General features: G+C 64.7%; 24 protein-coding genes. 15 read left to right on the forward strand and 9 right to left on the reverse strand.

Translation table 11 applies throughout. From position 1 onward, the window contains the following. Positions 1-21 precede the first annotated feature (21 nt). The 10 genes from ABIB91_RS05370 to ABIB91_RS05415 all read left to right on the forward strand — a co-directional run bounded on the left by ABIB91_RS05370 (position 22) and on the right by ABIB91_RS05415 (position 8,481). Entirely contained in the window at positions 22-852 is an 831-nt protein-coding gene (locus ABIB91_RS05370) for an urease accessory protein UreD (protein ID WP_354159445.1), read from the forward strand. A 24-nt stretch (positions 853-876) separates the two neighbouring features. Then, entirely contained in the window at positions 877-1,179 is a 303-nt protein-coding gene (locus tag ABIB91_RS05375) for an urease subunit gamma (RefSeq protein WP_007599811.1), read from the forward strand. Between the two features lie 111 nt (positions 1,180-1,290). After that, positions 1,291-1,596 (forward strand): urease subunit beta, encoded by a 306-nt coding sequence (locus ABIB91_RS05380; RefSeq protein ID WP_007599812.1) that lies wholly within the window; start codon positions 1,291-1,293, stop codon positions 1,594-1,596. A 57-nt stretch (positions 1,597-1,653) separates the two neighbouring features. After that, positions 1,654-2,193, forward strand: coding sequence for an HD domain-containing protein (locus ABIB91_RS05385; RefSeq protein WP_354159443.1), 540 nt, complete (start codon positions 1,654-1,656; stop codon positions 2,191-2,193). Positions 2,194-2,230: 37 nt separating this feature from the next. Further along, positions 2,231-3,946, forward strand: a complete 1,716-nt coding sequence (gene ureC / locus ABIB91_RS05390; RefSeq protein WP_007599814.1) for an urease subunit alpha — start codon at positions 2,231-2,233, stop codon at positions 3,944-3,946. Positions 3,947-4,088: 142 nt separating this feature from the next. Next, the gene (locus ABIB91_RS05395; RefSeq protein ID WP_007599815.1) at positions 4,089-4,388 is read left to right on the forward strand and encodes a putative quinol monooxygenase; all 300 of its coding nucleotides are present in this window, start codon (positions 4,089-4,091) and stop codon (positions 4,386-4,388) included. A 14-nt stretch (positions 4,389-4,402) separates the two neighbouring features. After that, complete coding sequence (gene ureE, locus ABIB91_RS05400; RefSeq protein WP_354159441.1) at positions 4,403-5,026, forward strand: urease accessory protein UreE; 624 nt, start codon at positions 4,403-4,405, stop codon at positions 5,024-5,026. Continuing rightward, complete coding sequence (locus ABIB91_RS05405) at positions 5,007-5,735, forward strand: urease accessory protein UreF (RefSeq protein ID WP_354159977.1); 729 nt, start codon at positions 5,007-5,009, stop codon at positions 5,733-5,735. Before ureE ends, ABIB91_RS05405 begins: the two co-directional genes overlap by 20 nt. 157 nt (positions 5,736-5,892) lie before the next feature. Next, positions 5,893-6,516, forward strand: a complete 624-nt coding sequence (gene ureG / locus ABIB91_RS05410; RefSeq protein ID WP_354159439.1) for an urease accessory protein UreG — start codon at positions 5,893-5,895, stop codon at positions 6,514-6,516. A gap of 297 nt (positions 6,517-6,813) precedes the next feature. Next, positions 6,814-8,481 (forward strand): CHASE domain-containing protein, encoded by a 1,668-nt coding sequence (locus ABIB91_RS05415; RefSeq protein WP_219682899.1) that lies wholly within the window; start codon positions 6,814-6,816, stop codon positions 8,479-8,481. On the opposite strand, the gene ABIB91_RS05420 is transcribed toward ABIB91_RS05415, so the two are convergent. From ABIB91_RS05420 to ABIB91_RS05440, 5 genes are all read right to left on the reverse strand, one after another. Next, a complete protein-coding gene (locus ABIB91_RS05420) occupies positions 8,478-9,086 on the reverse strand; it encodes a TetR/AcrR family transcriptional regulator (RefSeq protein ID WP_354159975.1) in 609 nt (202 codons plus the stop codon). The genes ABIB91_RS05415 and ABIB91_RS05420 overlap by 4 nt on opposite strands. A gap of 87 nt (positions 9,087-9,173) precedes the next feature. After that, entirely contained in the window at positions 9,174-10,316 is a 1,143-nt protein-coding gene (locus ABIB91_RS05425; RefSeq protein ID WP_354159437.1) for an OpgC domain-containing protein, read from the reverse strand. A gap of 178 nt (positions 10,317-10,494) precedes the next feature. Beyond that, complete coding sequence (locus ABIB91_RS05430) at positions 10,495-10,950, reverse strand: hypothetical protein (protein WP_354159435.1); 456 nt, start codon at positions 10,948-10,950, stop codon at positions 10,495-10,497. Between the two features lie 76 nt (positions 10,951-11,026). Then, a complete protein-coding gene (locus tag ABIB91_RS05435; RefSeq protein ID WP_007599824.1) occupies positions 11,027-11,398 on the reverse strand; it encodes an ElaB/YgaM/YqjD family protein in 372 nt (123 codons plus the stop codon). A gap of 78 nt (positions 11,399-11,476) precedes the next feature. Next, on the reverse strand, positions 11,477-12,589 hold the full coding sequence (locus tag ABIB91_RS05440; protein ID WP_354159433.1) for an AI-2E family transporter: 1,113 nt from the start codon (positions 12,587-12,589) through the stop codon (positions 11,477-11,479). Between the two features lie 209 nt (positions 12,590-12,798). On the opposite strand from ABIB91_RS05440, the gene ABIB91_RS05445 reads away from it, so the two are divergent. Together ABIB91_RS05445 and ABIB91_RS05450 are read left to right on the forward strand one after the other, a co-directional pair. Then, complete coding sequence (locus ABIB91_RS05445) at positions 12,799-13,629, forward strand: L,D-transpeptidase (RefSeq protein WP_007599830.1); 831 nt, start codon at positions 12,799-12,801, stop codon at positions 13,627-13,629. A 17-nt stretch (positions 13,630-13,646) separates the two neighbouring features. After that, on the forward strand, positions 13,647-14,300 hold the full coding sequence (locus ABIB91_RS05450) for a DUF2865 domain-containing protein (RefSeq protein ID WP_354159431.1): 654 nt from the start codon (positions 13,647-13,649) through the stop codon (positions 14,298-14,300). A gap of 164 nt (positions 14,301-14,464) precedes the next feature. On the opposite strand, the gene ABIB91_RS05455 is transcribed toward ABIB91_RS05450, so the two are convergent. Further along, positions 14,465-16,558, reverse strand: a complete 2,094-nt coding sequence (locus ABIB91_RS05455; protein ID WP_219682894.1) for a methyl-accepting chemotaxis protein — start codon at positions 16,556-16,558, stop codon at positions 14,465-14,467. 274 nt (positions 16,559-16,832) lie between these two features. On the opposite strand from ABIB91_RS05455, the gene ABIB91_RS05460 reads away from it, so the two are divergent. Further along, positions 16,833-16,988, forward strand: a complete 156-nt coding sequence (locus tag ABIB91_RS05460) for a Thivi_2564 family membrane protein (protein ID WP_007599832.1) — start codon at positions 16,833-16,835, stop codon at positions 16,986-16,988. 152 nt (positions 16,989-17,140) lie between these two features. On the opposite strand, the gene ABIB91_RS05465 is transcribed toward ABIB91_RS05460, so the two are convergent. From ABIB91_RS05465 to cysD, 3 genes are all read right to left on the reverse strand, one after another. Continuing rightward, positions 17,141-19,306, reverse strand: a complete 2,166-nt coding sequence (locus ABIB91_RS05465) for a malate synthase G (protein ID WP_354159428.1) — start codon at positions 19,304-19,306, stop codon at positions 17,141-17,143. 370 nt (positions 19,307-19,676) lie between these two features. Further along, a complete protein-coding gene (gene cysC / locus ABIB91_RS05470; protein ID WP_354159426.1) occupies positions 19,677-21,593 on the reverse strand; it encodes an adenylyl-sulfate kinase in 1,917 nt (638 codons plus the stop codon). Positions 21,594-21,612: 19 nt separating this feature from the next. Then, complete coding sequence (gene cysD / locus ABIB91_RS05475) at positions 21,613-22,407, reverse strand: sulfate adenylyltransferase subunit CysD (RefSeq protein WP_026232781.1); 795 nt, start codon at positions 22,405-22,407, stop codon at positions 21,613-21,615. A 245-nt stretch (positions 22,408-22,652) separates the two neighbouring features. On the opposite strand from cysD, the gene cysG reads away from it, so the two are divergent. Together cysG and ABIB91_RS05485 are read left to right on the forward strand one after the other, a co-directional pair. After that, positions 22,653-24,089 (forward strand): siroheme synthase CysG, encoded by a 1,437-nt coding sequence (cysG, locus tag ABIB91_RS05480; RefSeq protein WP_354159424.1) that lies wholly within the window; start codon positions 22,653-22,655, stop codon positions 24,087-24,089. Further along, a complete protein-coding gene (locus tag ABIB91_RS05485) occupies positions 24,086-24,403 on the forward strand; it encodes a DUF2849 domain-containing protein (RefSeq protein ID WP_354159422.1) in 318 nt (105 codons plus the stop codon). The genes cysG and ABIB91_RS05485 overlap by 4 nt, the downstream gene beginning before the upstream one ends. Positions 24,404-24,411 lie beyond the last annotated feature (8 nt).

The following is a 24,411-nucleotide window of genomic DNA, read 5'->3' on the forward strand; positions in this document are numbered from 1 at the left end:
CGCGACCGGCTGGGGAGGCGGATGCGCAGCGACGTTTTAGCGACATCTTCGGTGTTCGACGCCAACCGTGCCCGCGGAGCGGTGCGCTTCGACGTCCACGCGCGCGACGGTGTGACACGTCGCGGGATCTTGCATGAGTCCGGCTCCCTGCGCGTGCGCTTCCCTTCGCCGGAGGACGAGGGGCTCTCCGGCGTGTTCGTCAACACGGCCGGCGGCGTCGCCGGCGGCGATCGCTTCGACATCGAAATCGCGGCCGCAGATGGTGCGAAGCTGACGCTGACGACGGCGGCCGCGGAAAAGGTCTATCGCGCGCCAGGGCAGGCGGCGGAGCTCAATATAGCGCTGAAGGTTGCCGCAGGCGCACATCTCGGCTGGCTGCCGCAGGAGACGATCCTGTTCGACCGGGCGCGCGTGCGCCGTCGCTTCGACATAGACCTCGATGCGACTGCCTCGCTCCTGCTGTGCGAGATCGTGGTGTTCGGCCGTACCGCGATGGGTGAGCGGATGGAGCAGGGCGAGTTCGTCGACCGCTGGCGACTGCGTCGCGGCGGCAAGCTAGTGTTCGCCGAGACCGTCAGGCTCGACGGCAATATCGGCGCAAAGCTTGCGCGATCGGCGGTGGCGAAGGGCGGCGCTGCGATCGGGACGGCGCTGATCGTGCCCGGCGACGAGGCCCTGATCGAGCGTCTCCGCGAGGCCTCGGAATCCTTCGCCGGTGAGGTCGGGATGTCCGCCTGGAATGGCTTTGCAATGGCGCGGTTCTGTGCCCAAGATGCGGCGCGCCTGCGTGGCGACATGATGGCCGTATTGGTGCGCACCGGTGCGGCGCTGCCGCGGCTCTGGCTGAATTGACGAAGTGAACGGAAGAGATTTCGTATGAACCTGTCTCCGCGCGAAAAGGACAAGCTTCTGATCTCGATGGCGGCGATCGTAGCCCGCCGCCGGCTGGATCGCGGCGTCAAGCTCAACCATCCGGAGGCGATCGCGCTCATCTCCGATTTCATCCTCGAAGGCGCGCGGGATGGCCGCACCGTCGCCGAGCTGATGCAAGCGGGTGCGCAGGTCCTCACGCGCGACCAGGTGATGCCGGGCATTCCCGAGATGATCCACGACATCCAGGTCGAGGCGACCTTTCCGGACGGCACTAAGCTCGTCACCGTGCACGAGCCGATCAGGTAGTATTGAATTCGTCATTCCGGGGCGCCTGAAGGGCGAACCCGGAATCCAGAGATTGTTGATCGAGATTCCGGGTTCTCGCTGCGCGGGCCCCGGAATGACGAGGAGGATAGAATGATTCCCGGCGAACTCTTCATCCAGGACGGCGAGATCGAGCTCAATGCCGGCCGCAAGACCGTGACGCTGACGGTCGCCAACACCGGTGACCGCCCGATCCAGGTCGGCTCGCACTACCATTTCTTCGAGACCAACCCGGCGCTGAAGTTCGACCGCAAGAAAGCCCGCGGCATGCGCCTCGACATCGCCGCCGGCACCGCCGTTCGCTTCGAGCCCGGCCAGACCCGCGACGTTCAGCTCGTCGCGGTGGCCGGCAAGAAGACCATTTACGGCTTCCGCGGCGACGTGATGGGGAAGCTGTGAAATCCACAGGAACGAGCGTGGCGCGGCATGGTTGAGGCGAAAACGGAGGACTTTGCCATGCTGTCACCTGTCCGCCTCGTCTCCGAAGCCGCCGAGCTCGCCGCGCGCCGTCACAACGGCATGGCGCGCAAGGGCCGTGGTCATGAGCCCTACATCAACCACCTCGCCGAGGTCGCGAACCTGCTTGCCACCGCGACCGACGGCGCCGACGCCGAACTCGTTGCCGCAGGCTGGCTGCACGATGCGATCGAGGACACCGACACCACGCGCGAGGAGCTCGCGCTAAAATTCTCCGACCGTGTCGCGTCGCTTGTCGAGGAATGCACCGACGATATGAGCCTGCCTAAGCCGGAGCGGCGGCGGCGTCAGGTGCTCGACGCACCGAAGAAATCGGCTGGCGCCAGGCTGATCAAGATCGCCGACAAGATCAGCAATATCGGCGCGCGCGTGCATTCCGATCCGACGGCCGAGGAACGTGACGATCTCGTCGACTACACCGACTGGGCCGAGCAGGTTGTCGCCGGTTGCCGCGGCGGCAACTCTTGGCTCGATACGACATTCGACGATACGGTGCTCACAGCGAGGACCTCGCTGTGAGCACCGGTCCAAAATTCAAACGCAAACGGGGCTTGTGATGTCCGTCAAAATAAAGCGTTCGGTCTATGCCGACATGTTCGGCCCGACCACCGGTGACAAGGTGCGGCTGGCCGACACCGACCTCATCATCGAGGTCGAGAAGGATTTCACCACCTACGGCGAGGAGGTGAAGTTCGGCGGCGGCAAGGTGATCCGCGACGGCATGGGTCAGTCGCAGGTCACCAACAAGCAGGGCGCGGCGGACACCGTCATCACCAATGCGCTGATCGTCGATCACTGGGGCATCGTGAAGGCCGACGTCGCGATCAAGGACGGCATGATCGCCGGCATCGGCAAGGCCGGCAATCCCGACATCCAGCCGGGTGTCACCATCATCATCGGCCCGGGCACCGACGTAATCGCGGGTGAAGGCAAGATCCTCACCGCCGGCGGCTTCGACAGCCACATCCACTTCATCTGTCCGCAGCAGATCGAGCACGCGCTGATGTCTGGGGTCACCTCGATGTTAGGGGGCGGCACCGGGCCCTCGCACGGCACGTTCGCCACGACCTGCACGCCGGGGCCGTGGCACATGGGGCGGATGATCCAGTCGTTCGACGCCTTCCCGGTCAATCTCGGCATCTCTGGCAAGGGCAACGCCTCGCGGCCCGCCGCGCTGGTCGAGATGATCAAGGCCGGGGCCTGTGCGCTGAAGCTGCACGAGGACTGGGGCACGACGCCGGCCGCGATCGACACCTGCCTCTCGGTCGCCGACGACTACGATATCCAGGTGATGATCCACACCGACACGTTGAACGAATCCGGCTTCGTCGAGGATACCATCAAGGCCTTCAAGGGCCGCACCATCCACGCCTTCCACACCGAGGGCGCCGGCGGCGGTCATGCCCCCGATATCATCAAGGTCGCGGGGCTCAAGAACGTGCTGCCGTCCTCGACCAACCCGACGCGGCCCTTCACGCGCAACACCATCGACGAGCATCTGGACATGCTGATGGTGTGCCACCACCTCGATCCCTCGATCGCGGAAGATCTGGCGTTCGCGGAAAGCCGCATCCGCAAGGAGACCATCGCGGCCGAGGACATCCTGCACGATCTCGGCGCGCTCTCGATGATCTCGTCGGACTCCCAGGCCATGGGCCGCCTCGGCGAGGTCATCATCCGGACCTGGCAGACCGCCGACAAGATGAAGAAGCAGCGCGGCTCGCTGCCGCAGGATAAGGGCAAGGACAACGACAATTTCCGCGTCAAGCGCTACATCGCCAAATACACGATCAATCCCGCGATCGCCCATGGCGTTTCGAAGCTGATCGGCTCGGTGGAGAAGGGGAAGCTCGCCGATCTCGTGCTGTGGTCGCCGGCCTTCTTCGGCGTCAAGCCCGATTGCGTCGTCAAGGGCGGCATGATCGTCGCCGCTCCCATGGGCGATCCCAACGCCTCGATCCCGACCCCGCAGCCGGTGCATTATCAGCCGATGTTCGGCGCCTTCGGCAAGGCGATAACCGCATCCTCAGTGGTGTTCACCTCGAAGGCCGCGATCACCGGCGGCCTCGCGCGTAAGCTCGGCATCGACAAGAAGCTCTATGCGGTCCAGAACACCCGCGGCAGGATCTCGAAGAAGAGCATGATTCACAACGACGCCACGCCCAATATCGAGGTCGATCCGGAGACCTATGAGGTCCGCGCCGACGGCGAGCTTTTGACCTGCGCCCCCGCCGAGGTGCTGCCGATGGCGCAGCGATATTTCATGTACTGAAGTAGCGCCTCAACGCATGTCTCAGGAACATGTCCTGGTCGCATATCCGGGGGCAGCTTTTCCGGGTTTTGCGTTCGATCCCGCTTGGTCTAAGGTCCCGCCGGGTATCTGAAGCCCAGAAGAAAAGCCGGGAGGATTTCTCGTGATCTATGTCGTCGCCACCTTGACCATCAAGCCTGAAACGCGCGCCGAATTCATTGCAGCTGCCACCGCCTGCATCAAGGAGACGCGGAAAGAGCCCGGCAATATCGCCTATGATCTGCATGAGAGCGTCACCGATCCCGCCAAGATGGTGTTCGTCGAGCAGTGGGAGAATGCCGAAGCACTGGTGCCGCATCGCGCCATGGAGCACATGAAGACGTTCGGCCGCGTTGCGGTGAAGTGTTTTACGGCGCCGCCGAAGATCGAAGTGATCACGCCCGAGAAGGTCGAGACACGGTAACGGGGTAAAAGCGCATGATCCGGGCGACGCAGGTCAGGGGACAACACCGCTTCGCGGAAGCGCCGGCGGATACGGTCGTGCTCGATTTCGACGATCGACACCGCCGCCGGATGGCGATGACGGGAACGCGGGGGCTCGAGTTCCTGCTCGACCTGGAGAATGCCGTCGCCCTGCGCGGCGGCGATGCACTGGTGTTGGAGGACGGCCGACTGGTCGAGGTGGTCGCCGCGCCCGAGCCGTTGCTCGAGATTCGCGGCCACGATCCGCACCACCTTATTCGCGTCGGCTGGCATCTCGGCAATCGCCATCTGCCGACGCAGATCATGGCCAAGGGCCTGCGCATCCGCCGCGACCACGTCATCGAAGCCATGGTGAAGGGCCTCGGTGCGCGCGTGATCGAGATCGAGGCGCCGTTCGATCCCGAGGGCGGCGCCTATGCCGATGCCGGTCATGCGCATGGACACGACGACCACGCGCATCACGATCATGGCCACGACGATCATCCTGATCATCACGGTCATGACCACCATCATGATCATGCTGCACACGGCGACGGTCACGATCACCATCACCACGACGAGCATTGCGATCACCCCGATCATCACCATGGCCACAAGCATGCTCATGACCACAAATGAGCCGGTCGCGGCCCGCGACCTCGCGGAGCGCGAGGCGGCGGCGCTGTACCGGTTGATGACCTGGCTGTCGCCCGCATTTCCCGTCGGCGGCTTTTCCTACTCCAGCGGCATCGAATGGGCGGTCGAGGCCGGCGACATCACCGACACCGCGTCGCTGGCGGACTGGCTCGACGCGATGCTTCGGGATGGCTCGGGCTTCTGCGATGCGATTTTTCTGGTCCACGCCTATCGCGCCACTGAAGCGGGCGAGGGCGACACCTTGAGCGATATCGCCGAGCTCGCCGCGGCCTTCGTGCCGTCGCGCGAGCGGCAGCTGGAGACGACATCGCAGGGCCGTGCCTTCATCGACATCGCCCGCGCCGCGTGGGATGCCGACGGGCTGGATACCATGGTTGCAGCATGCCGCACGCCACTGGTCTATCCCGTTGCTGTTGGCGTGGTCGCCGCGATGCACGGCGTGCCGCTGGCGCCGACGTTGCACGCCTTCCTGCATGCGCTGGTCTCGAACTGGATCTCCGCGGCCAGCCGGCTCATTCCGCTCGGCCAGACCGACAGCCAGCGCGTGCTGGTGAGGCTGGAAGCCGCGGTTGCCGCGACGGCAAGTCGTGCGCTGAATGCGACGTTGGACGATCTCGGCGGCGCGACGTTTCGCGCCGACCTCGCCAGCCTGCGGCACGAGACGCAATATACGCGGCTGTTCAGATCTTGAGTTGTTCGGGACTTATTCGATTGTCGTCCCGGCGAAGGCCGGGACCCATAACCACGAATCTTTGTGGGGATGGAGGGATGTGGCCACAGCCCGCCACATCAACTGAGTTCGGTGGCTATGGGTCCCGGCCTTCGCCGGGACGACGTTAGGAGAGAGCATGTCGAAATCTCACGGCCCCTTGCGTGTCGGCATCGGCGGTCCGGTCGGATCGGGCAAGACCGCGCTGATGGACCTGCTCTGCAAGACCATGCGCGAGCGCTACGACATCGCCGCGATCACCAACGACATCTACACCAAATGGGATGCGGAATTCCTGGTCCGCTCCGGCTCGCTGACGCCGGATCGCATTGCCGGGGTCGAGACCGGCGGCTGCCCGCACACCGCGATCCGCGAGGACGCCTCGATGAATCTCGCCGCGGTAGCGGATATGCGCGCCAAGTTTCCCGGGCTCGATCTCGTGCTGATCGAATCCGGCGGTGATAACCTCGCTGCCACTTTTTCCCCGGAGCTTGCCGATCTCACCATTTACGTCATCGACGTGGCGGCGGGCGACAAGATCCCGTCCAAGGGCGGCCCCGGCATCACCCGGTCCGACCTCCTTGTCATCAACAAGATCGACCTGGCGCCCTATGTCGGCGCCTCCCTGGAAAAGATGGAGACGGACGCCAGGCGCATGCGCGGCGAGCGGCCGTTCGTCATGACCAACCTGAAGAAGAGCCAGGGGCTGGACCGCATCATCGGCTTCATCGAGGCCAAAGGCGGCTTGAAACGGGCCGGCTGACCGCCGCGACCACCTAACGCAGGCGTTTGCCCCCGTTAACGCCATAGGCAGAGCCGTGTCCACGGAACAAATTTCGGTCACGGCAATTGATTACCTCCGGTGCCCGGAGCAAATCCGTCCCGGCCGGACCAGCGGCGGGCCGATTTAAGCTTCTCAGGCGACCAAGTTGCGTACCGATGTCTCCTCCTTCATTATCCCGGCCATTGGGGTCCACCCTGTTTCGGCACGTGCCCGTTCGAGCGGCGTCCATATGCTCCGTGTTTATTGCCGACCTCCTGCTTTCGCCTGAGTAGTCGCGTGGTCCGGCTGGGTTTCATCATCGGCTTCATTGCTCTTCTCGGAGCCCTGCTCTCCGGGCTTGCGGCCTATCGCGTCCACGACCAGGAGCTGGCGCTGGACCGGATCGCGCTGGCGCGCGCGATCGACGTCCATGCGAGCCTCGTCCAGGACCGGCTCACCGAGCGCGAACTGCTCGCGCGGGTTGCCTCCGGCCTGTTCCGGGCGCCGTCGGTGCTCAAGCCAAACATGCTCGAGCCGCTGCGCTCGGCCATCTACGCCTTCAAGACCGATTTCGTGGTGGCGGGCTGGGTCGCCCGCCTGAAGCCGAACGAACTTGCCGCAGCACAGGCCGCCATCGCGAGCGCCGGCTTCCCCAATCCGCGAATCCGCACCTATGACGACAAGCCGATCGATCCCGCAGGTGTCACCCAGCCGATCGACGTGCTGATGGATCTCGAGCCGCGCAGCAACGAGACCAAGGGGCTGCCCGGCCGCAGCTACGACCAGGATCAGGTGCGCAGCGCCATGCTGGCGCGCGCCAGAGTGGAGAAGAGATCGGTTGCCTCAGAACCGGTTGCCCTCCTGCGTAGCGGCGGGCCGATCGGCATCATTGTGGCCGCTCCCGTCATCCCCGAGGGCGCGACGGAGCCGGCGGGCTTCATCACATTTTCCTACGAGCTCTCTTCCCTGATGCTGACCAACGACGACATGTCGTTGTTCGCAGTCGCACTGAAGGATCCGCGCCGGGAGGGGGGCGAACTCGTCGCCAACGATCAAGGCGTGGTCTCGGCCCGAACGACAGCGGCTGAGGGGCCGGCGCCGTCGGCGACGCGCACGGTGAGCTTCGGTGGTCGCGACTGGCAGCTCGGCTATTACGCCAAGACCAATTCGGCGCGCCGCGCCGAGCAGACTGCGATCATCGTGGCGGCGATCGGCTTTGCGATCACCGCGATGGTGTGCGGCCTGTTCGGCTATGTCGCCTACAACAATTTGCGGCTCAGCCGGGAAATCCAGGTCAGAATCGGCTTCGAGCGCCGGTTGACTGCTGTCATCGACGAGCTCAACCACCGGGTCAAAAACATCCTGGCGGTGATCCAGTCGATCGTGACCCGCACGCTGCGCCATGGCTCGGACATCGATGTCGCGCGCGAGCTCCTGATCGGCCGCATCCACGCCATGTCCAACGTCGTCTCACTGCTCAGCGAGAGCCAGTGGCAGGGGGTCAAGCTGAAGGGCCTGTTCGAGGCGCGCGCCATCCCGCATGCCGACCGCATCGCCGTCACCGGTCCTGATATCGCAGTCAGCGCGCGCGCGGCGCAGAGCCTGTCGCTGCTGTTCTTCGAGCTCGCCTCGCACTCCGACGAGGGCCTGTCGCTGGTCGGCAAGCATCCGCACATCACTGCCAATTGGACGGTGACGAACGAGGGGGCCGGCGAGGTCTTCTATTTCCGCTGGGAGGAGTTCAACACCAGCGAAGCGACGCGCCGCCCGGATTCCGATTTCGGCCTGATCCTGCTCGACCGCGTCGCGCCCGAGGCGCTCGGCGGCACCGCCAAGCGCTATTTCACCGACGTCTCCTATGTCTACGAGCTGACCGCGCCGATGGAGACGGTCGAGGACATGACCGAGCGCGACCGCACCGACAAGCTATCAGCACCGATCCGGCCGGCGCGGAAAACGCCCTAACTCTTCGGGCGCAGCACGAGGTCAACCAGAGTCCGCGCGTAGGCCGGCGTGATCGGCGCGATGCCGAAGACGTAGCGGTAGAACAGGCTGCCATAAATCGCGTCGTAGAGATCCTGGGGCGGCGCTTCCGCAAGAATGCTGCCGTCGTTCTGGCCTGCGGCGATCATCTCGATCAGTGCGTCGCGGCGGAATTGCAGGTAGCGGGCGTAGAACAGCTCCGCCGAGCCGGTCTTGGAGATGCATTCGGAGATGACGGCGAGCTGGACCTTGCCGAACTCGCCCTGGAGCGCTTCGGCGTAGGCCGCGGCATGGCGGCGTGCGCGCGCGGCGGGGCTGCCCGAGCTTGCAGGCGGCAGCGGCAGCATCTGCGCGGCATGGTGAAGGAAGGCGTCGATCAGCAAGGCTTCGCGGGACGGCCACCATTTGTAGATCGTCATCTTGGAGACGCTGGAGTGGCGCGCGATTGCGTCGATGGTGGTGGCGGCAAGGCCGGTGGTGGCCATCAGCGCATAGGCGCTTTGGAGAATGGCGTTGCTGGTCTCGATCGACCTCGGCCGGCCGCGCCGGGGCGCGCTGTCGGCTCCCTCACTCCCGCCATTCGCCATCACCACGCCGGCCTCCTCGCGCAATCCGCTGCCGCTCCGCATAGCCCAGCCGTGACGGCCGGCCTAGCGGAATCGGAAGGTGTCGAGCTAGGCCTGCTGCCGCAAGGCCGCGGGCAGGTCCTGCCGCTTCGACCAGCCGATGTAATATGCGACCGCGGCCATCGCCGCGAAGCCGGCCAGACTCACGGCGATCTGCATCACCACCAGATTGGCGCCGGTGATCAGGACGAGATGGCCGGCGAGGGACAGGAACACGCCGACGCAGAACACCGCGAGCCATTCCTCGCCGCATCTGATGACCGCCCGTAGCGATCTCCATTGCAGGGCGGGATGATCGGCCGGGACGAGATATGTCGCGAGGAAAGCGAGCGCGAGGAAGTGGACCACGCGATAGGGTGCGAGGTTTTCCTTGTCGGTCGGCGTGATATTGTCGAGCACGATGTTCGGCAAGTAGGCGGCAAGCTCCGGCGAGTGGCGCATCAGCGTGATCGCCATTGCGAATACGAGATAGGCGCCCGCAAGCACGCGCAGCCAGGACAGGCCATGCAGCGCGCGGCCCGACGCACCGGTCACGGCGAACCAGCCGCCCAGCACCATCAGCATCTGCCAGCAGAACGGGTTGAAGGTCCACTCCTGGTCCGGATAGACCCGGAAATTCCAGTCGAACCAGCGCGCCGCAACGTACAGCGCGACCGATGCCGCAAGCATCAGGTTCGGACGCCGCAACAGGCCCCACAGCGCGAACGGAAAGAAGGCCATCAGCGGGATCATCAGCTGTAACAGGTCGAGATTCAGCGGCTCCTCCTGGAGCACGAGGCCACGCACCAGGATGCGCAGCGGGTGCTCGAGAATTCCTGATATGTTGTATTCGTGGATGATCTCGGGCGCCTTCGATTGCGAGGCGACATAGGCGATGGTGTCGATATAGATCACGAACAGCACGACATAGGCGGCGTACAGCCGCCAGACGCGGCGAAAGATGCGCGTAGCCGCGACGACGTAGCCGCGCTCCAGTGCGATCCTGCCGTGAATGATCGCGACGCCATAGCCCACCACGAACACGAACAAGTCTGCGGCGCCGCTGAAGCCGAAATTGCGCAGCGTCAGCAAATTGACGACGTTGTTCGGGATGTGGTCGACGAAAACCGACCAGTTGGCGATGCCGAGCGTCAAATAGAGACGAGGGTCGTGATGGAATGCGGCGAGGTTCGCCTGGACGGACGGTTTCATCGAAAAAATGGCTTTTTGGAATCAGGGGCGCTGCTTTTAGCGGCAACCGCATGCCTATCCGAGTAGCGTTTGCGTGATGGCGCAGGCAACGGCGCAAAATCGGCGCGGGGCCACTGGTGCCGATTCGATAGATGCGTTCGCGGGACTTCTGACGAAATTTTCTAACCCGCCGTAGCTGCTACTCGGCAGGTTCGGCCGAGGCCTCGTCGGGTACGCCGGCGCGGCTCGCCATGATTCCGAGGGCGACACCGCCGATCGCCAGGATCGGCAACAGCCGCTTGATCCCGATGGCGCGAACGATCTGGAGACCGGTGGCGAGCAGCATGGGGTCCGCGAGCATGCTCGAGGCCGCCGACTTCGTGGCGCGCTCTGCCGCGACATAAGCTTGCTTGCGCAACTGCCGTTTGTAGACCCAATAGCTCACCGCCGCGGTCAGGGTCAGGAGAAAGAAAACGCCGGCACCGGCAAGGCAGGCCTGCACCGGACCATATTTATCGAGCACCGAGATGAACGCCGCCGCGCACAGGAAGCACGTGGTGATGAAGAGTGCGAACGCCGCGCCTGCCGCCAGCGAGGTCAGCCGCACAGCGCTGCCGGTGGATGCGCTGATCCCGTCGATGATGCGCTGAAACATGGTCTTGCTCCTCAGATCCCCACAAGCCGGCGCCGGCGGCGCCGCTGCGCCACCGTCTCGATACCCATTCGCGACCTCAGCGGCGCCAGGCCGCGCCGATCAGAAAGCCGATGCCGAGCGCGAGCCCGACGGTCGCGAGCGGCCGCTGGCTGATCGCGTCCTCCAGCGTCTCCTCGATCGAGCCGTAGGCTTCCTGTGCCGCGCCCATCATCGCGCTGCCGCGCTCCGACATGTCGTCGATCGCGGAATCCACGTTTTCGCGCGCTTGGCGATAGCCGCGGCGGGCCTGCTTGCCGGAGGAGTTGGCAAAAGTATTGAGCGCGTCGGTGATCTGATCGGTGAGGGCGGCGATATCGCTTTTCACGGCTGCTACATCCTTCTCGAGGCGTTCTCGGGTGGCTTTGTCGGTCCAGTCTCTCATCCCGGCTTCGGCATTGGTGGTGGACATCGGGGGCTCCGAGCTGTTGACGGTTGAGACAGCCGGGAAACGTTTCGTCGTCGGGTAAGTTCCGTTCACGGAAACCGGTCAGTCCTGCGGGAGCTGCGGCGAATCCTGCGGCAGCAGATGCTCCTTCAGGATCAGGGCGACGATCAGCAGCGGCGACGACAGGAACGCGCCCATCGGGCCCCACAGCCAAGTCCAGAACGCCAGCGCCAGCAGCACCGCGAGCGCATTGAGCGCCAGCCGCCGGCCAATGATGGTCGGCGTGACGAAATGTCCCTCCAGGAAGGTGATGCCGCCAAAGGCGAGCGCCGCCATCAGGCCGCCGCTGACGGTCGGGAAGGTGACCAGTCCCACCACGACCAGAATGGCGAACATGGCCACCGGTCCGATGATCGGAATGAAATTGAGGGTGGCCGCGAGCGCGCCGAGGCCAGCCGGATTGGGCATTCCGGTGAGGGCGCAGACGACGCCGGCGGCGACGCCGACGCCGACATTGATGAGAGTCACGGTCAAAAGATAGTTGCCGAGATGGACCTCGATCTCGTTGAGGATGCGAAGCGTGCGCAGCCGTGCCTCATGATCGCTGAAGGTCATGATCATCGCCCGTCGCAGGTCCCGCCAGCTGGCGATGAACAGGATCAGCGTGACGAAGAACAGCAGGAATTCGGTAAAGGTCGGTGACAGGAATTCGATCGTCGGCTGCACCCAATCGAATTTCGGCATCTGGAAGCTCGGCAATCCCTCCGAGCCGCCGAGCATCGTCTGCAGCTCTCGCCACAGCGCCAGCGGCCGGTCGAACACGTGGACCTTGTCTTTCAGCTGGGCGCCGAGTTCGGGCAGGCGCGAGCTCCATTCCATCGCCGGCGAGGCGATCAGCGCGACGATGAAGCCAACCACGGCGGTCACCGCGAACACGATCAAGACGGCGGCAAGCCCGCGCGGCACTTTCCGGTTCTCCAGAAAGGTCGCTGCCGGCGAGAGCATCGTGCCGGTGACGAACGCCATCACGACAGGCAGGAAGAACGCCTTACCGACATAGAGTACCGCGACGATTGCGATGAGGAGCAGCCCGGCGAGCGAGAAGGCGACGAGCTCTGTGCGGCGGATCACCGGGGGGAGTTCGCCGCGGCTCTCGGGAAGCGGAGTGCCTTCGCCGTTGCCGGGAATTATACGTTCACTGGGAAGGACGCGCACAATACCTCTCCGGCACGGAGTCTTCGGTCCTCGCGCCTGTGATCAGGGGAGAACGTCCAAGCGCCCTGCGGGTTCCATCGCGGCTTCGTGAAGAGGTGCTCGCTTGACTGTGACGTCGCTGCTGCATCCCGCAGCGGAACTTGTATCGGCTCGGCCGCGTTGATCGAACCAGCGCATCACCCTGATGCAGGCATCCAACGGGGCAGCACATGACGAAGTTCTCTGCAGTCCGACGCCGCATATCGCCGCGCCGCATCACCGCATTCGCGTTCGCAACCGCTTTGCTGGCAGTGCCGTTCGGCGCCGCAAGCGCACAGACGCTGGGCTACACCTATCCGCATCAGCCCTACCCGCAGGACCAGGGCTATTCGCAGGGTTATGCGAGCCAAGGGTATGCAAACCAAGGCTATGCGAACCAAGGCTATGCGAATCAGGGCTATGCAAGCCCGAACGCGCAGGCCGCCGACGAGGATGCCGCGCTGCCCGATCGCCTGCGCAGGCAGATTGTCAGCTTCGACCGCAGCGAGCCGGCCGGTACCATCGTCATCGATACCAACAATACTTATCTCTATTACGTGCTCGGCCAGGGCCGCGCCATCCGTTATGGCGTCGGCGTCGGGCGCGAGGGTTTTACCTGGTCGGGCGTGCAGAGCGTCAGCCGCAAGGCGGAATGGCCGGACTGGCATCCGCCGGCTGAGATGATTGCGCGACAACCTTATCTGCCTCGCTTCGTCGCTGGCGGCCCCGGCAATCCGCTCGGCGCGCGTGCGATGTATCTCGGGTCGAGCGAATACCGCATCCATGGCACCAACGATCCCACCACGATCGGCAAGTTCGTCTCGTCCGGCTGCATCCGCATGACCAATGAGGACGTCACCGACCTGTTCGGCCGCGTCAATGTCGGCGCCAAGGTCGTCGTGCTGCCGAAGAACGCGCCGCTGATGGCGAAAGGTAGCGATTCCGTGCGCAAGCGCCCGGCCGTGACGGCGCTGCCCTCGGGCCGGCAGGCGCTGAACGTTTCGAATTCGGCCGTGAACTAAGGATCGTGTGAGGTCACATGAAGAGACGTTCGATCGGCAAACTCGCCGGTGGCGCGGTGGCGTTCGTCGCCGTTGCCTCCGTCGGCCTCGCGCTGACGCCATCGGCCCATGCGGAGGACTTTTTCTCGGCGCTGTTCGGCGGCTTCCGCGGGCGACCGGCGCCCGAGATTCGCATGCCGTTCCAGACCGATGACACGCCACGCTACGACACGCCGCGTCCGCGGGCGTCCTATGGCGGCGGCACGGCCTATTGCGTGCGCGGCTGCGACGGACGTTATTTCCCGGCGCAGGGAAACGATTCCGAGAGCAAGGCGCAATCCTGCAAGAGCTTCTGCCCGGCCTCGGAGACTTCGCTGGTCCATGGCGGCAACATCGACGACGCGACGACGGAGAAGGGGAAATCCTATTCCGACCTGCCTAACGCGTTCCGCTATCGCAATGAGATTGTCGCAGGCTGCACCTGCAACGGCAAGGATCCGGTCGGGCTCGCTCAGGTCAAGGTCGACGACGATCCCACCCTGCGCAAGGGTGACATCGTCGCGGGCGCCGACGGCCTGGTGGTCGCCAGCCGCAATGCCAACGACCGCCGCGGTGTCGCGATGAATTTCTCCCCGCTGCCGGATTCGGTGCGCGCAAGATTCCGCCAAGTGCCGGTGGTGGCGAAGGAGTAAACATCCTCCAATGTCGTCCTGGCGAAAGCCAGGACCCATTACCCCGAATGCCGATGTTGCCCCACACCGCTAACCACCGGCCTGCCTATTGCGAACGCCGGTGGTTATGGGTCCTGGCTTTCGCCAGGACGACATCGAGGCCTGTGTGGATCTAGATACCCACCCTACGCTGCGCGAATCTTGCCGAGGAAGTCGCTGACCTCATGGCCGAGCTGGCGGCTCTGGCTCTCCAGCATCTCGGAGGCATGCTTCACGTTGTCAGCGGCGGCGGCAGCGGCGTCAGCATCGGATTTGACGCCGGTGATGTTGTCCGAGACGTTCTTGGTGCCCTGCGCCGCAAACTGAGTGCTGCGGGTGATCTCTTGCGTGGCCGCACCCTGCTCCTGCACGGCGGCAGCGATTGCGGTCGCGACCTCGTTCACTTCGCCGATGATGCCACCGATGGTCTGGATCGCGCTGATGGCGTCGCCCGCGACCTTCTGGATGTCGGCGATCTGCTCGGAGATCTCCTCGGTCGCCTTGGCCGTCTGGCTCGCCAGCGACTTCACCTCGGAGGCGACCACGGCAAAGCCACGCCCGGCTTCTCCGGCGCGGGCGGCCTCGATCGTGGCGTTGAGCGCGAGCAAATTGGTCTGCTGCGCAATGGTGTTGATCAGGCCCACGACCTCGCCGATGCGACCGGCCGACTTCTGAAGTCCCTGCACCGTGCCGTCGGTCTCGCGTGCCTGGGTCACGGCGCGGCTGGCGATACCCGCGGCATGCGCGGCCTGCTGGCTGATGTCGTTGATCGAGGCGCTCAGCTCCTCGGCTGCGGCGGCGACGCTGTCGACGCTCATGGAGGCGTCATTGGAGGCCTTGCCGGCGACCTGCACGCGGTCGTTGGTCTGCCGCGACACCGCGGAGAGATCGCCCGAGGTCTTGCGCATCTCGCCGGAGGCTTCGCTCAACTCGCCGAGCGTCTTGCGCACCGCGCCCTCGAACTCGCCGACATAGGTCTCGACGGCGCGCTGGCGCGCGGAGGCGCCCGCATTGCGTTCGCGCTCCTGCGCCTCGATCGTGAGCTTCTCGTTGGCCTGCTGCTTGAAGGTCTCCAGCGCGCCGGCAAGCGCGCCGATCTCGTCGTTGCGATCGAGATAGCCGCTGTCGACGGCAAGGTCGCCGCCGGCGACCTTCAGCATGGCGTCGCGGATGGTGTTGAGCGGAGTGATGACGCGGCGGCTGACCAGCATGATCGCGCCGACGGCAAGCCCCACGGCGAGCGCCAGCAGCGTAAGCTGTACGATCAGTGCGCGCTCTGCGGCGCCGCGCTGCTCCTGCGTGTGGATCTTGGCAGCATCGAGCGCACCTTCTGCCACTGCGACCGCGCTCGCCATCCGGCCGACCGTGAGCGGACTCCATTGGTTCGCCGTCATCTCGGGCTTCTCACCCTTGACCAGCGCGTCCGCGAGACGGTCGCGCAAGGCCAGATACTGCGGCTCGAAATAGGAGGTCTTGGCGGAGGCCATCGCGGAGGCGAGCCCCGCCGGCAACTGCATGCCGGCCGTCGACAACTCCAGCGCCTTCCACATCGCGCTCGTGCCGCCGACATGTTGGGTATAGGCGTAGCGGCCCTCCGGCGTGATCTTGCCGGCGGCCAGCCCGGTCGAGACGATCAGCGAAGCTTCGCCTGCTGTGTTGCGGAGCAGCCAGGCGTTCTGTTTGATCGACAGCAACTGGTCGATCGCGGCGTCCAGGTGATTGACGGTGGCGGCCAACGTGTTCGAGAGCTTGTCGAGCGTGTCGAGCAGGCCCTGCGTCGTTTCCATGTATTCCTTGGGCAGGCTGGCGCGGCGCTGGTCCTTCGGCTTGGCGACATCCTCCCAGAACTGCTTCTGCTCCTCGATCAGCAGCTTATAGAGGCGCGCGAGCTCCGGTACCAGAGTGCCCGATTGCGGAAAGTCCATGGCCGGCAGCAGCGCAAGCGCGCGCGCCATGGCGGGCATTTGGGCATCGCGCAGGGCGCGCAGATATTTCTCGATTTCGCCGTCCATCGGCTCGGTCGCGTTCAGCAGGCGGACCGTGGTCGAGCGGTCGGTGCGCAGATTGTGCATCGCCTTGAACAGATCGGCGGACGTGTCGGCGATCTGCGAGATGCGATTGGCGGTCTTCAGGCGATCCCAGGACTCGTAGGCGGTAAGGGAGAGCACGATCACCACGCAGACCGACGTGATCGCGATCACCGCCTTCAGCAGCGCGGATACGGTCAGACGATTCAGCATCGAAGTCCCCCCAATTCCCAATACAAAGTTCGTGAAGTCGCCCCGGCAACAACAGAAAAAGGGGCCCGTAAGACGAGGCAATCGCATGCCGTTTGCGGCTCACGGCCCAAACGGTTTCCGCATCTCAAAGGAAAAGGGTAAAGTTTTAGGCCGGCCGGCTGATCGTAGAAGTACGTATTTACTAGAAGTTGCAGAGGGTTGCGTCGATGGAACCAAGCCGGGAGTTGCGCGTTAGGAGAGGGTCAGCAATTTTGCCTAAAGGGGGGTCCTAGCGATGCTGGTCGGCGTACTCGTCACCTTTCTCGTCGTCATTCTCGTACTTTATCTCATCAACATGCTGCCGATGGACGGCCGCGCCAAGCAGATCGCGCGCGTCGTCGTCATCATCATCGGCATCGTGTCGCTACTGAAATATCTGGCCGTGTTCTAGCCGCGCTTTCGTAGCCCGGATGGAGCGCAGCGCAATCCGGGTCTTGCCCCAATCGATAGCGGCTTCGGATTACGCTCCACTCCATCCGGGCTGCTGCGCCAACAAAAAAGCCCCGGCGTGAGCCGGGGCTTTTGGTGCTCGCCTATTCGGGCCTATCCCGCCCCTTTGGCCTCGCGGCGGCGGGCGGTGAGGATGTATTCGGTGTAGCCATTCGGCTGCTCGCGCCCCTTGAAGATGAGGTCGCTAGCCGCCTTGAAGGCTGTGCCGTCGAAGCCGGGCGCCATCGGCTTGTAGATGGGATCGCCCGCGTTCTGCTTGTCGACCACGACCGCCATGCGCTTGAGCGATTCCATTACCTGGGCTTCGGTGATGACGCCCTGGTGCAGCCAGTTGGCGAGGTGCTGGCTGGAAATGCGCAAGGTGGCACGATCCTCCATCAAGCCGACGTCGTGGATGTCAGGCACCTTGGAGCAGCCGACGCCCTGGTCGATCCAGCGCACGACGTAACCGAGGATGCCCTGGCAGTTGTTGTCGATCTCCTGCTTAACGTCGTCGGGCGCCCAGTTCGACTTCGACACCGGGATGGTGAGGATGTCGGAAAGCTTTGCGCGTGGGCCGCCCTTGGCGAGCTCCTGCTGGCGCGCGGTGACGTTGACCTGGTGGTAGTGCAGCGCGTGCAGCGTCGCGGCGGTCGGCGAGGGCACCCAGGCGGTGGTGGCACCGGCCTGCGGATGGGCGAGCTTCTGCGCCAGCATGTCCGCCATCTTGTCCGGCGCGGCCCACATGCCTTTGCCGATCTGGGCATGGCCGGGCAGGCCACAGGTCAGGCCCATATCGACGTTCCAGTCCTCATAGGACTTGATCCAGGGCTGCGCCTTCATCTCGTTCTTGCGGATCATCGGACCCGCCTCCATCGAGGTGTGGATCTCGTCGCCGGTGCGGTCGAGGAAGCCGGTGTTGATGAACATGATGCGCTTGGAGGCGCGCTGAATGCAGGCCTTGAGGTTGACGGTGGTGCGCCGCTCCTCATCCATGATGCCGACCTTGAGCGTGTTCTCGGGCAGCGACAGCATCTTCTCGACGCGGTCGAAGATCTCGCAGGTCAGCGACACCTCGTCGGGGCCGTGCATCTTCGGCTTGACGATATAGGCAGATCCCGTGCGGCTGTTCTTGACCTTGGAGTTGCCTTTCAGATCATGGACAGCAAGAAGCCCGGAGACGGCTGCGTCGAGCAGGCCTTCCGGAATCTCCTCGCCCTTTTTGTCCAGCACCGCGTCGGTGAACATGTGGTGACCGCAATTGCGCATCAGGAGCAGGCTGCGACCGTGCAATTTCACTTCGCCCTTGCCGTCAGGCGTCTTGTAGCTGCGGTCGTCGTTGAGCGAGCGCGTCAGCGTCTTGCCGCCCTTCTCGAAATCGGCCGAGAGCGTGCCGTTCATCAGGCCGAGCGTGTTGCGATAGACCAGCACCTTGTCCTCGGCATCGACGGCCGCGACCGAGTCTTCCATGTCGAGAATCGTGGAGACCGCGGACTCCATGACCATGTCCGCGACGCCGGCCGGATCCTCCTTGCCGATCGCGCTGCTGCGGTCGATCTTCACCTCGACATGCAGGCCGTTGTTGGCGAGCAGCACCGCGCTCGGTGCGGCCGCATCGCCCTGGAAGCCCGCGAATTGCGCGGCGTTCTTCAGCGCCGTGGCATTGCCGCTCTTCAGCTTCACCGCGAGTTGGCCCGCGACCACGCTATAGGCGGTAACATCGGTATGGCTGCCGGTCGCCAGCGGCACGGCGGCATCGAGGAACGCTTTTGCTTTTGCGATGACCTTGTCGCCGCGCGCCTTGTTGTAGCCCTTGCCGCTCTCGGACGGATCGTGCGGGATCGCGTCGGTGCCGTAGAAGGCGTCATAGAGCGAACCCCAGCGCGCATTCGCCGCGTTCAGCGCGTAGCGTGCGTTGGTCAGGGGCACGACGAGCTGCGGGCCGCAGATCGTGCCGATCTCCTCGTCCACATTGGCGGTCTCGACCTTCTGCGTCGCGGGCTCCGGGACGAGATAGCCGATCTCCTTCAGGAAGGTGGTATAGGCGTTGAGGTCGAACGCCTTGCCCTTGTTGGCGCGGTGCCAGTCGTCGATCTTGGCCTGTAGCGTGTCGCGCACCGCCAGCAACGCGCGGTTCTTCGGCCCCAGCTCCTTGATGATGGCGGCGAGCCCGGCCCAGAACGCATCCGGCGCGATTCCGGTTTTCGGGGCCGCTTCCTTGGCGATGAAATCGAACAGGACGGGAGCGATCTTCAATCCGTGGGCGTCGACGCGTTTCATGATGGGCTTTCTTGTTGGAAATGGCTGTTTTTGGCTGCTTTTGACCCGACAGCAGCAAAATGCGCTCCAAGGAGCGGCTTTCGGGGTCTTATTAGCCCCAAAATCGGGGCCGTGAGAAGGCCCCCAAAAGTTGTCAAAATGTCAAGGCGAGGTGGGGAGCGCGGACGCGCCGTGCCCTTGATGCCCGCTGCTGAAGCATTCGGCGCGATCTCTCCCCGGCGTCGTCCTGGCGAAAGCCAGGACCCATTACCCCAGGGAGGAGTTAGGCGAAGACTCGTCCCGGTACTGCTGCCGTCCCAACCGATAAATCACGCGGTATGGGTCCTGGCCTTCGCCAGGACGACAGCACGGGTCGGGGCAGCAGCCCGGCTCAAATATTCGCGGCGAGGTCCACGAGTTCGTCGAACAGCACGCCGGTCGTCTTGAGCATCCGTTCGATCTCGTCCGCCGCCTCGGCAACCGTCCGCGTCGAGGTGTCGATCACGAGCTCAGCGGCTTGCGGCGCCTCGTAGTCGTTGCCGATGCCGGTGAACGACGCGAGCGTGCCGGCGCGGGCCTTTTTGTAGTGGCCCTTGGGATCGCGCTCCTCGCAAATTTCCGCAGGCGTCGCGACGTGGATCTCGCGGAACGAAGTGTCGGCGATGCGGCGCGCGGTGGCGCGGTCCTCGCGGGCGGGCGAGACCGCGGCGACAATGGCGATGTGGCCGTTGCGGGCGAGATGCGTCGCGACTTCGGCGAGACGGCGGATGTTCTCGCTGCGATCGGCGGCCGAGAAGCCGAGATCGCTGTTGAGCCCGGCGCGTAGCGTATCGCCGTCGAGCAGGATCGGCGAGCCGCCATTGCTGAACAGCCGCCGCTCCAGCGCTTTTGCGAGAGTCGACTTGCCGGAGGCGGGCAGGCCGGTGAGCCAGACCACGGCGCCATTGTGACGATAGCGCGCGGAGCGCTCGTCGGGCCGCAGCGCGGATTCCACCGGCACGATGTCGACGGGCAGAGCGCGCTGACCGGCGTCGACCGACAGCACGAGACCGCCGCCGGCGATGCGCCCGGACACCTCGATCACGAGACGGCCGGTGCGGGGATTTTCCGTGTAGGGATCGGTGGCAATCGGATTCGAAAGGGAAATGTCGATCTCGCCGACATGGTTGCGGCCGATTGCCTTGTTCTCGACGCTCGACAGCTCGCCGGGATCGACCGCCTTCTCGATCGCGACGACAGTGGCACGGCTTTCCTTCGGCCCGCAGCGAACCAGGAGCTGGTCGCCCTTGGCCAGCGGCTTGTCGTGCAGCCAGAAGATTCGCGCGCGCAGCCGTCGCGTCTCGCGCGGCGCGCTGTTCGTATGCGCGATGATGTCGCCGCGCTCGAGGAACAATTCGCGGTCGAGCGTGATGCCGACCGAGCGGCCCGCACCCTGGCGGTCTGCGACCGGCGTCACCGGCCAGCTCTCGACCGTCTTGATCCTGGCGATCTTGCCGGCCGGCATGATCACGATTTCGTCGCCGGCAACCAGGCTGCCGGATTCGATCCGGCCCGCAACAATGCGGCGATCGTCGAATTTGTAGATCGCCTGCACCGGCAGGCGCAGCGCCAGCGCTTCCAGCGGCCGCGCCGGCTCGAGCCGGTCGAGCGCCTCGACCACGGTCGGACCCTTGTACCAGTCGATGCGGTCGGTGCGCTCGGCGACGCCGTCGCCGTCACGGGCGGAAATCGGGATCACGGCCGTGGGCTTCACGCCGAGGCCTTGCAGATGCGCCGAGATCTCGTCGCTGATCTCCTTGAAGCGCTCTGCTGAAAAGTCGACGCGGTCCATCTTGTTGACGACGACAGCGACCTGCTTCACGCCGAGCAGATGCAGGAGATAGCCGTGCCGCCTTGTCTGGTCACGCACGCCTTCGAGCGCATCGATGATCAGCACTGCGCCGTCGGCCTGCGAGGCGCCGGTGATCATGTTGCGCAGGAATTCAGCGTGGCCAGGTGCGTCGATCAGCACGATGTCGCGCGAATTGGTGCGGAAGCGGATCTGCGTGGTGTCGATGGTGATGCCCTGGTCGCGCTCGGTCTGGAGCGCGTCGAGCAGGAACGACCATTCGAACGGCATGCCGCGCCGCGCGCTGACGGCCTTGAGCATCTCGAGCTTGCCGTCGGGCAGGCTGCCGGTCTCGTGCAGGAGGCGGCCGACCAGCGTCGACTTGCCGTGGTCGACATGGCCGACGATGACGATGCGGACCTGCGGACGCGTGGTGCCGTTCGGAGTGGCGGGCGATGCGGGGGTGACGATCATGTTCATACGACGCTCGCGTCCTTGATCAGAGATAGCCGGCGACGCGCAGGCGCTCGAAAGCGTCCTCGGTCTCGTGGTCGAGCGCGCGGCCGGAACGTTCCGGCACCTTGGTCTGCTCGAGTTCGATCAGGATCTCGTCGATAGTCGACGCGTTTGAGGCGACCGGATTGGTGATGTCCTGATCACCCAGCGAGCGATAGCGCTTGCCGTTTTGCGACAGATACAACGGGATGATCGGGATGTTCTCGCGCTTGGTGTAGGCCCAGATATCGGACTCGGTCCAATGCAGGATCGGATGGATGCGCAAATGCGCGCCCTGCGGCGGCGAGGCGTTAAAGTGGTCCCAGAACTCCGGCGGCTGGTCGCGCACGTCCCAATTGCCTTCGAGCCCGCGCGGCGAGAATACGCGCTCCTTGGCGCGCGTTGCCTCCTCGTCGCGGCGAATGCCGGCGATCAGGCCGTCAAAACCGTATTTGGCGAGCGCCATCTTGAGGCCCTCGGTCTTGCGCGCGGCGGAACGGGCAGCCGGCGGCAGCGTTGGGTCGACGGCATCAATCGGCGGGCAGGGCTCGACGCGCAGATCGAGATCCCATTCCTTGCCGTAGTGATCGCGGAAGCGATACATCTCCGGAAACTTCTTGCCGGTGTCGACATGCAGGGCCGGGAACGGCAGACGGCCGAAGAACGCCTTGCGCGCCAGCCAGATCATGACGTTGGAGTCCTTGCCGAGCGACCACAGCAGGGCAATCTTCTTGAGGCGGCCGAAGGCTTCGCGGAAGATATAGATGCTCTGGGCCTCGAGCTGGTCGAGATGGTCCATGCTCGGTGCCAGGTCGGCAGAAAATTCTTGCGCGGGCACGCGCTCGGCGAGAGCGAGGCTGCTCAGCCCGCCAGCAGTGGAATTGTCCTTGAGAAGATGCATCTCTGCCACTTTGCGTTTGGAGGCGAAAATTCTATAGTTGCGGTGCAAGAGAGAAGAAAAAATTTTCTCTTTGCGCGCTAGAAACGACACATATATAGAAAATAATTCCAGTCAACCCCGGATCTGGGGGGAGCGAGTATCGTATGCGGTTCTTGCCGGTGTTCCTCGATCTCAAGGCCGGTCCGGTGGTCCTCATCGGTGCGGGTGAGCTTCTGCGCGCCAAGCTGCGCGTTCTGGCCGCTGCCGGTGCGCGCATCCGCGTGCATGCGATCGACGGCAATCAGGACCTGGGTCTGAGCTCCGAGGACGCGGCGCGTATCAACATCGCGGCCGCCGACCCGCTGACCGCCGATCTCTCGGGCATCATCGCCGTCGTTTGCGCCGGCGCCGGCGATGTCGGCGTGGCGATGTCGGCCCGCGCCAAGGCACTCGGCCTGCCGGTCAATGTCATGGACGATCTCGAGCATTCGAGCTTCATCTTCCCGGCGATCGTCGATCGCGGCGATGTCGTCGTCGCCGTCGGCACCGGCGGCACGTCGCCGGTGGTGGCGCGGCGCGTGCGCGAAAAGATCGAGGCGCTGCTGCCGGCGCGCATCGGCGAGGTGGCCGAATTCATCGGCGGCTTCCGCAAATCCATCAACGAACGTATTGCCGAGTTTCCGCTGCGCCGCCGCTTCTGGGAGCGCATCATCGACGGCCCGATCGGCGCCGCCGTTCTGGCCGGCCGCAAAAGCGAGGCGGACGCTGCGCTCAAGGCGATCTCCGATCCATCCGCGTTCGCGCGGGCCGACAAGCCGGAAGGCTCGGTCGCGCTGGTCGGCGCCGGTCCGGGTGATCCGGATCTGCTCACCATCAAGGCGCTGCGCGCGCTCCAGGACGCCGATATCGTCTTCCATGACGAGCTGGTCTCGCCCGAGATTCTCGATCGCATCCGCCGCGACACCACGCGCGTGCCGGTCGGACGCCGCGTCGGCAAGCCCGGCATCGGGCAGGACGCCATCAACAAGCGCATGATTGAGGCCGCGCAATCCGGCCAGCGCGTGGTGCGGCTGAAGGGCGGGGATCCCTTCGTGTTCGGTCGCGGCGGCGAAGAAGTCGAAGCCCTGCGTGCCGCCGGCGTTGCCTATTCGATCATTCCCGGCATCACCGCAGGGCTCGGCGGCGCCGCCGATTTCGAGGTGCCGCTCACCTACCGTCATGAAGCCACCCGCATCACCTTCCTCACCGCGCACAAGGCGCGCGACGCGGAAGTCGTGGACTGGTCGACGCTGACCGACACCAGGATGACCGTCGTGGTCTACATGGGCATGACGGCTGCGCCGGCCATACGCGCCGGTCTCCTGGCCGCCGGCCGTTCGCCGGAGACGCCCGTCGGCGTGTTCGCCCGCGTCACGCGTCCCGATGCGCAAGGCGCGATCGGCACGCTGCGCGACCTGCCTGAGCTGGTCCGCCGGACCAACGGCGGTCCCGCCATTCTCATCATCGGCGACGTGGTCCGGCATGCCGGCTCGCTTCGCCGCGAAACCCCCGAGAAAACCCCAAAGCAAATCATCTCTGACCTATTGGATGCAGCCGAATGACCTCCCCGCTTGAACAGAAGAAGATCAAAATCGCCGGCCCCTCGGTCGTGACCGCCAATCGCACCTGGGACGGCATCGTGGTTTACCGCACCGGCGCCAAGAGCTGGTCCGCGGACCTGTCGGAAGCTGCGATCGTGCGCAACTCCGACGAGGCGAAAGCGTTGCTTGCCGAGTCCGTCGCCGATGACGTCGGCGCGATCGGTCCCTATATCGCACCGGTACAGGTCGGTGCCGACGGCAAGATCGAACCCGGCAATCTGCGCGAACAAATCCGCCGCACCGGCGTCACCATCGGACAGCCGGTTCAGGTTTAAGGCGCTTT

The sequence above is a fragment of the Bradyrhizobium sp. JR4.3 genome (assembly GCF_040547695.1).
GTDB lineage: Bacteria > Pseudomonadota > Alphaproteobacteria > Rhizobiales > Xanthobacteraceae > Bradyrhizobium > Bradyrhizobium canariense.

Bases quoted from the DNA above. Each gene is read 5' to 3' on its own strand.
- ABIB91_RS05370 (WP_354159445.1), top strand. From the start codon at position 22: ATGCGCAGCGACGTTTTAGCGACATCTTCGGTGTTCGACGCCAACCGT.
- ABIB91_RS05425 (WP_354159437.1), bottom strand. From the start codon at position 10,316: ATGAAACCGTCCGTCCAGGCGAACCTCGCCGCATTCCATCACGACCCT.
- ureC (WP_007599814.1), top strand. From the start codon at position 2,231: ATGTCCGTCAAAATAAAGCGTTCGGTCTATGCCGACATGTTCGGCCCG.
- ABIB91_RS05430 (WP_354159435.1), bottom strand. From the start codon at position 10,950: ATGTTTCAGCGCATCATCGACGGGATCAGCGCATCCACCGGCAGCGCT.
- ABIB91_RS05445 (WP_007599830.1), top strand. From the start codon at position 12,799: ATGACGAAGTTCTCTGCAGTCCGACGCCGCATATCGCCGCGCCGCATC.
- ABIB91_RS05485 (WP_354159422.1), top strand. From the start codon at position 24,086: ATGACCTCCCCGCTTGAACAGAAGAAGATCAAAATCGCCGGCCCCTCG.
- ABIB91_RS05450 (WP_354159431.1), top strand. From the start codon at position 13,647: ATGAAGAGACGTTCGATCGGCAAACTCGCCGGTGGCGCGGTGGCGTTC.
- cysG (WP_354159424.1), top strand. From the start codon at position 22,653: ATGCGGTTCTTGCCGGTGTTCCTCGATCTCAAGGCCGGTCCGGTGGTC.
- ABIB91_RS05420 (WP_354159975.1), bottom strand. From the start codon at position 9,086: ATGGCGAATGGCGGGAGTGAGGGAGCCGACAGCGCGCCCCGGCGCGGC.
- ABIB91_RS05435 (WP_007599824.1), bottom strand. From the start codon at position 11,398: ATGTCCACCACCAATGCCGAAGCCGGGATGAGAGACTGGACCGACAAA.
- ABIB91_RS05455 (WP_219682894.1), bottom strand. From the start codon at position 16,558: ATGCTGAATCGTCTGACCGTATCCGCGCTGCTGAAGGCGGTGATCGCG.
- cysD (WP_026232781.1), bottom strand. From the start codon at position 22,407: ATGGACCATCTCGACCAGCTCGAGGCCCAGAGCATCTATATCTTCCGC.
- ABIB91_RS05385 (WP_354159443.1), top strand. From the start codon at position 1,654: ATGCTGTCACCTGTCCGCCTCGTCTCCGAAGCCGCCGAGCTCGCCGCG.
- ABIB91_RS05405 (WP_354159977.1), top strand. From the start codon at position 5,007: ATGCTCATGACCACAAATGAGCCGGTCGCGGCCCGCGACCTCGCGGAG.
- ABIB91_RS05380 (WP_007599812.1), top strand. From the start codon at position 1,291: ATGATTCCCGGCGAACTCTTCATCCAGGACGGCGAGATCGAGCTCAAT.
- ABIB91_RS05375 (WP_007599811.1), top strand. From the start codon at position 877: ATGAACCTGTCTCCGCGCGAAAAGGACAAGCTTCTGATCTCGATGGCG.
- ABIB91_RS05465 (WP_354159428.1), bottom strand. From the start codon at position 19,306: ATGAAACGCGTCGACGCCCACGGATTGAAGATCGCTCCCGTCCTGTTC.
- ureG (WP_354159439.1), top strand. From the start codon at position 5,893: ATGTCGAAATCTCACGGCCCCTTGCGTGTCGGCATCGGCGGTCCGGTC.
- ABIB91_RS05460 (WP_007599832.1), top strand. From the start codon at position 16,833: ATGCTGGTCGGCGTACTCGTCACCTTTCTCGTCGTCATTCTCGTACTT.
- cysC (WP_354159426.1), bottom strand. From the start codon at position 21,593: ATGAACATGATCGTCACCCCCGCATCGCCCGCCACTCCGAACGGCACC.
- ureE (WP_354159441.1), top strand. From the start codon at position 4,403: ATGATCCGGGCGACGCAGGTCAGGGGACAACACCGCTTCGCGGAAGCG.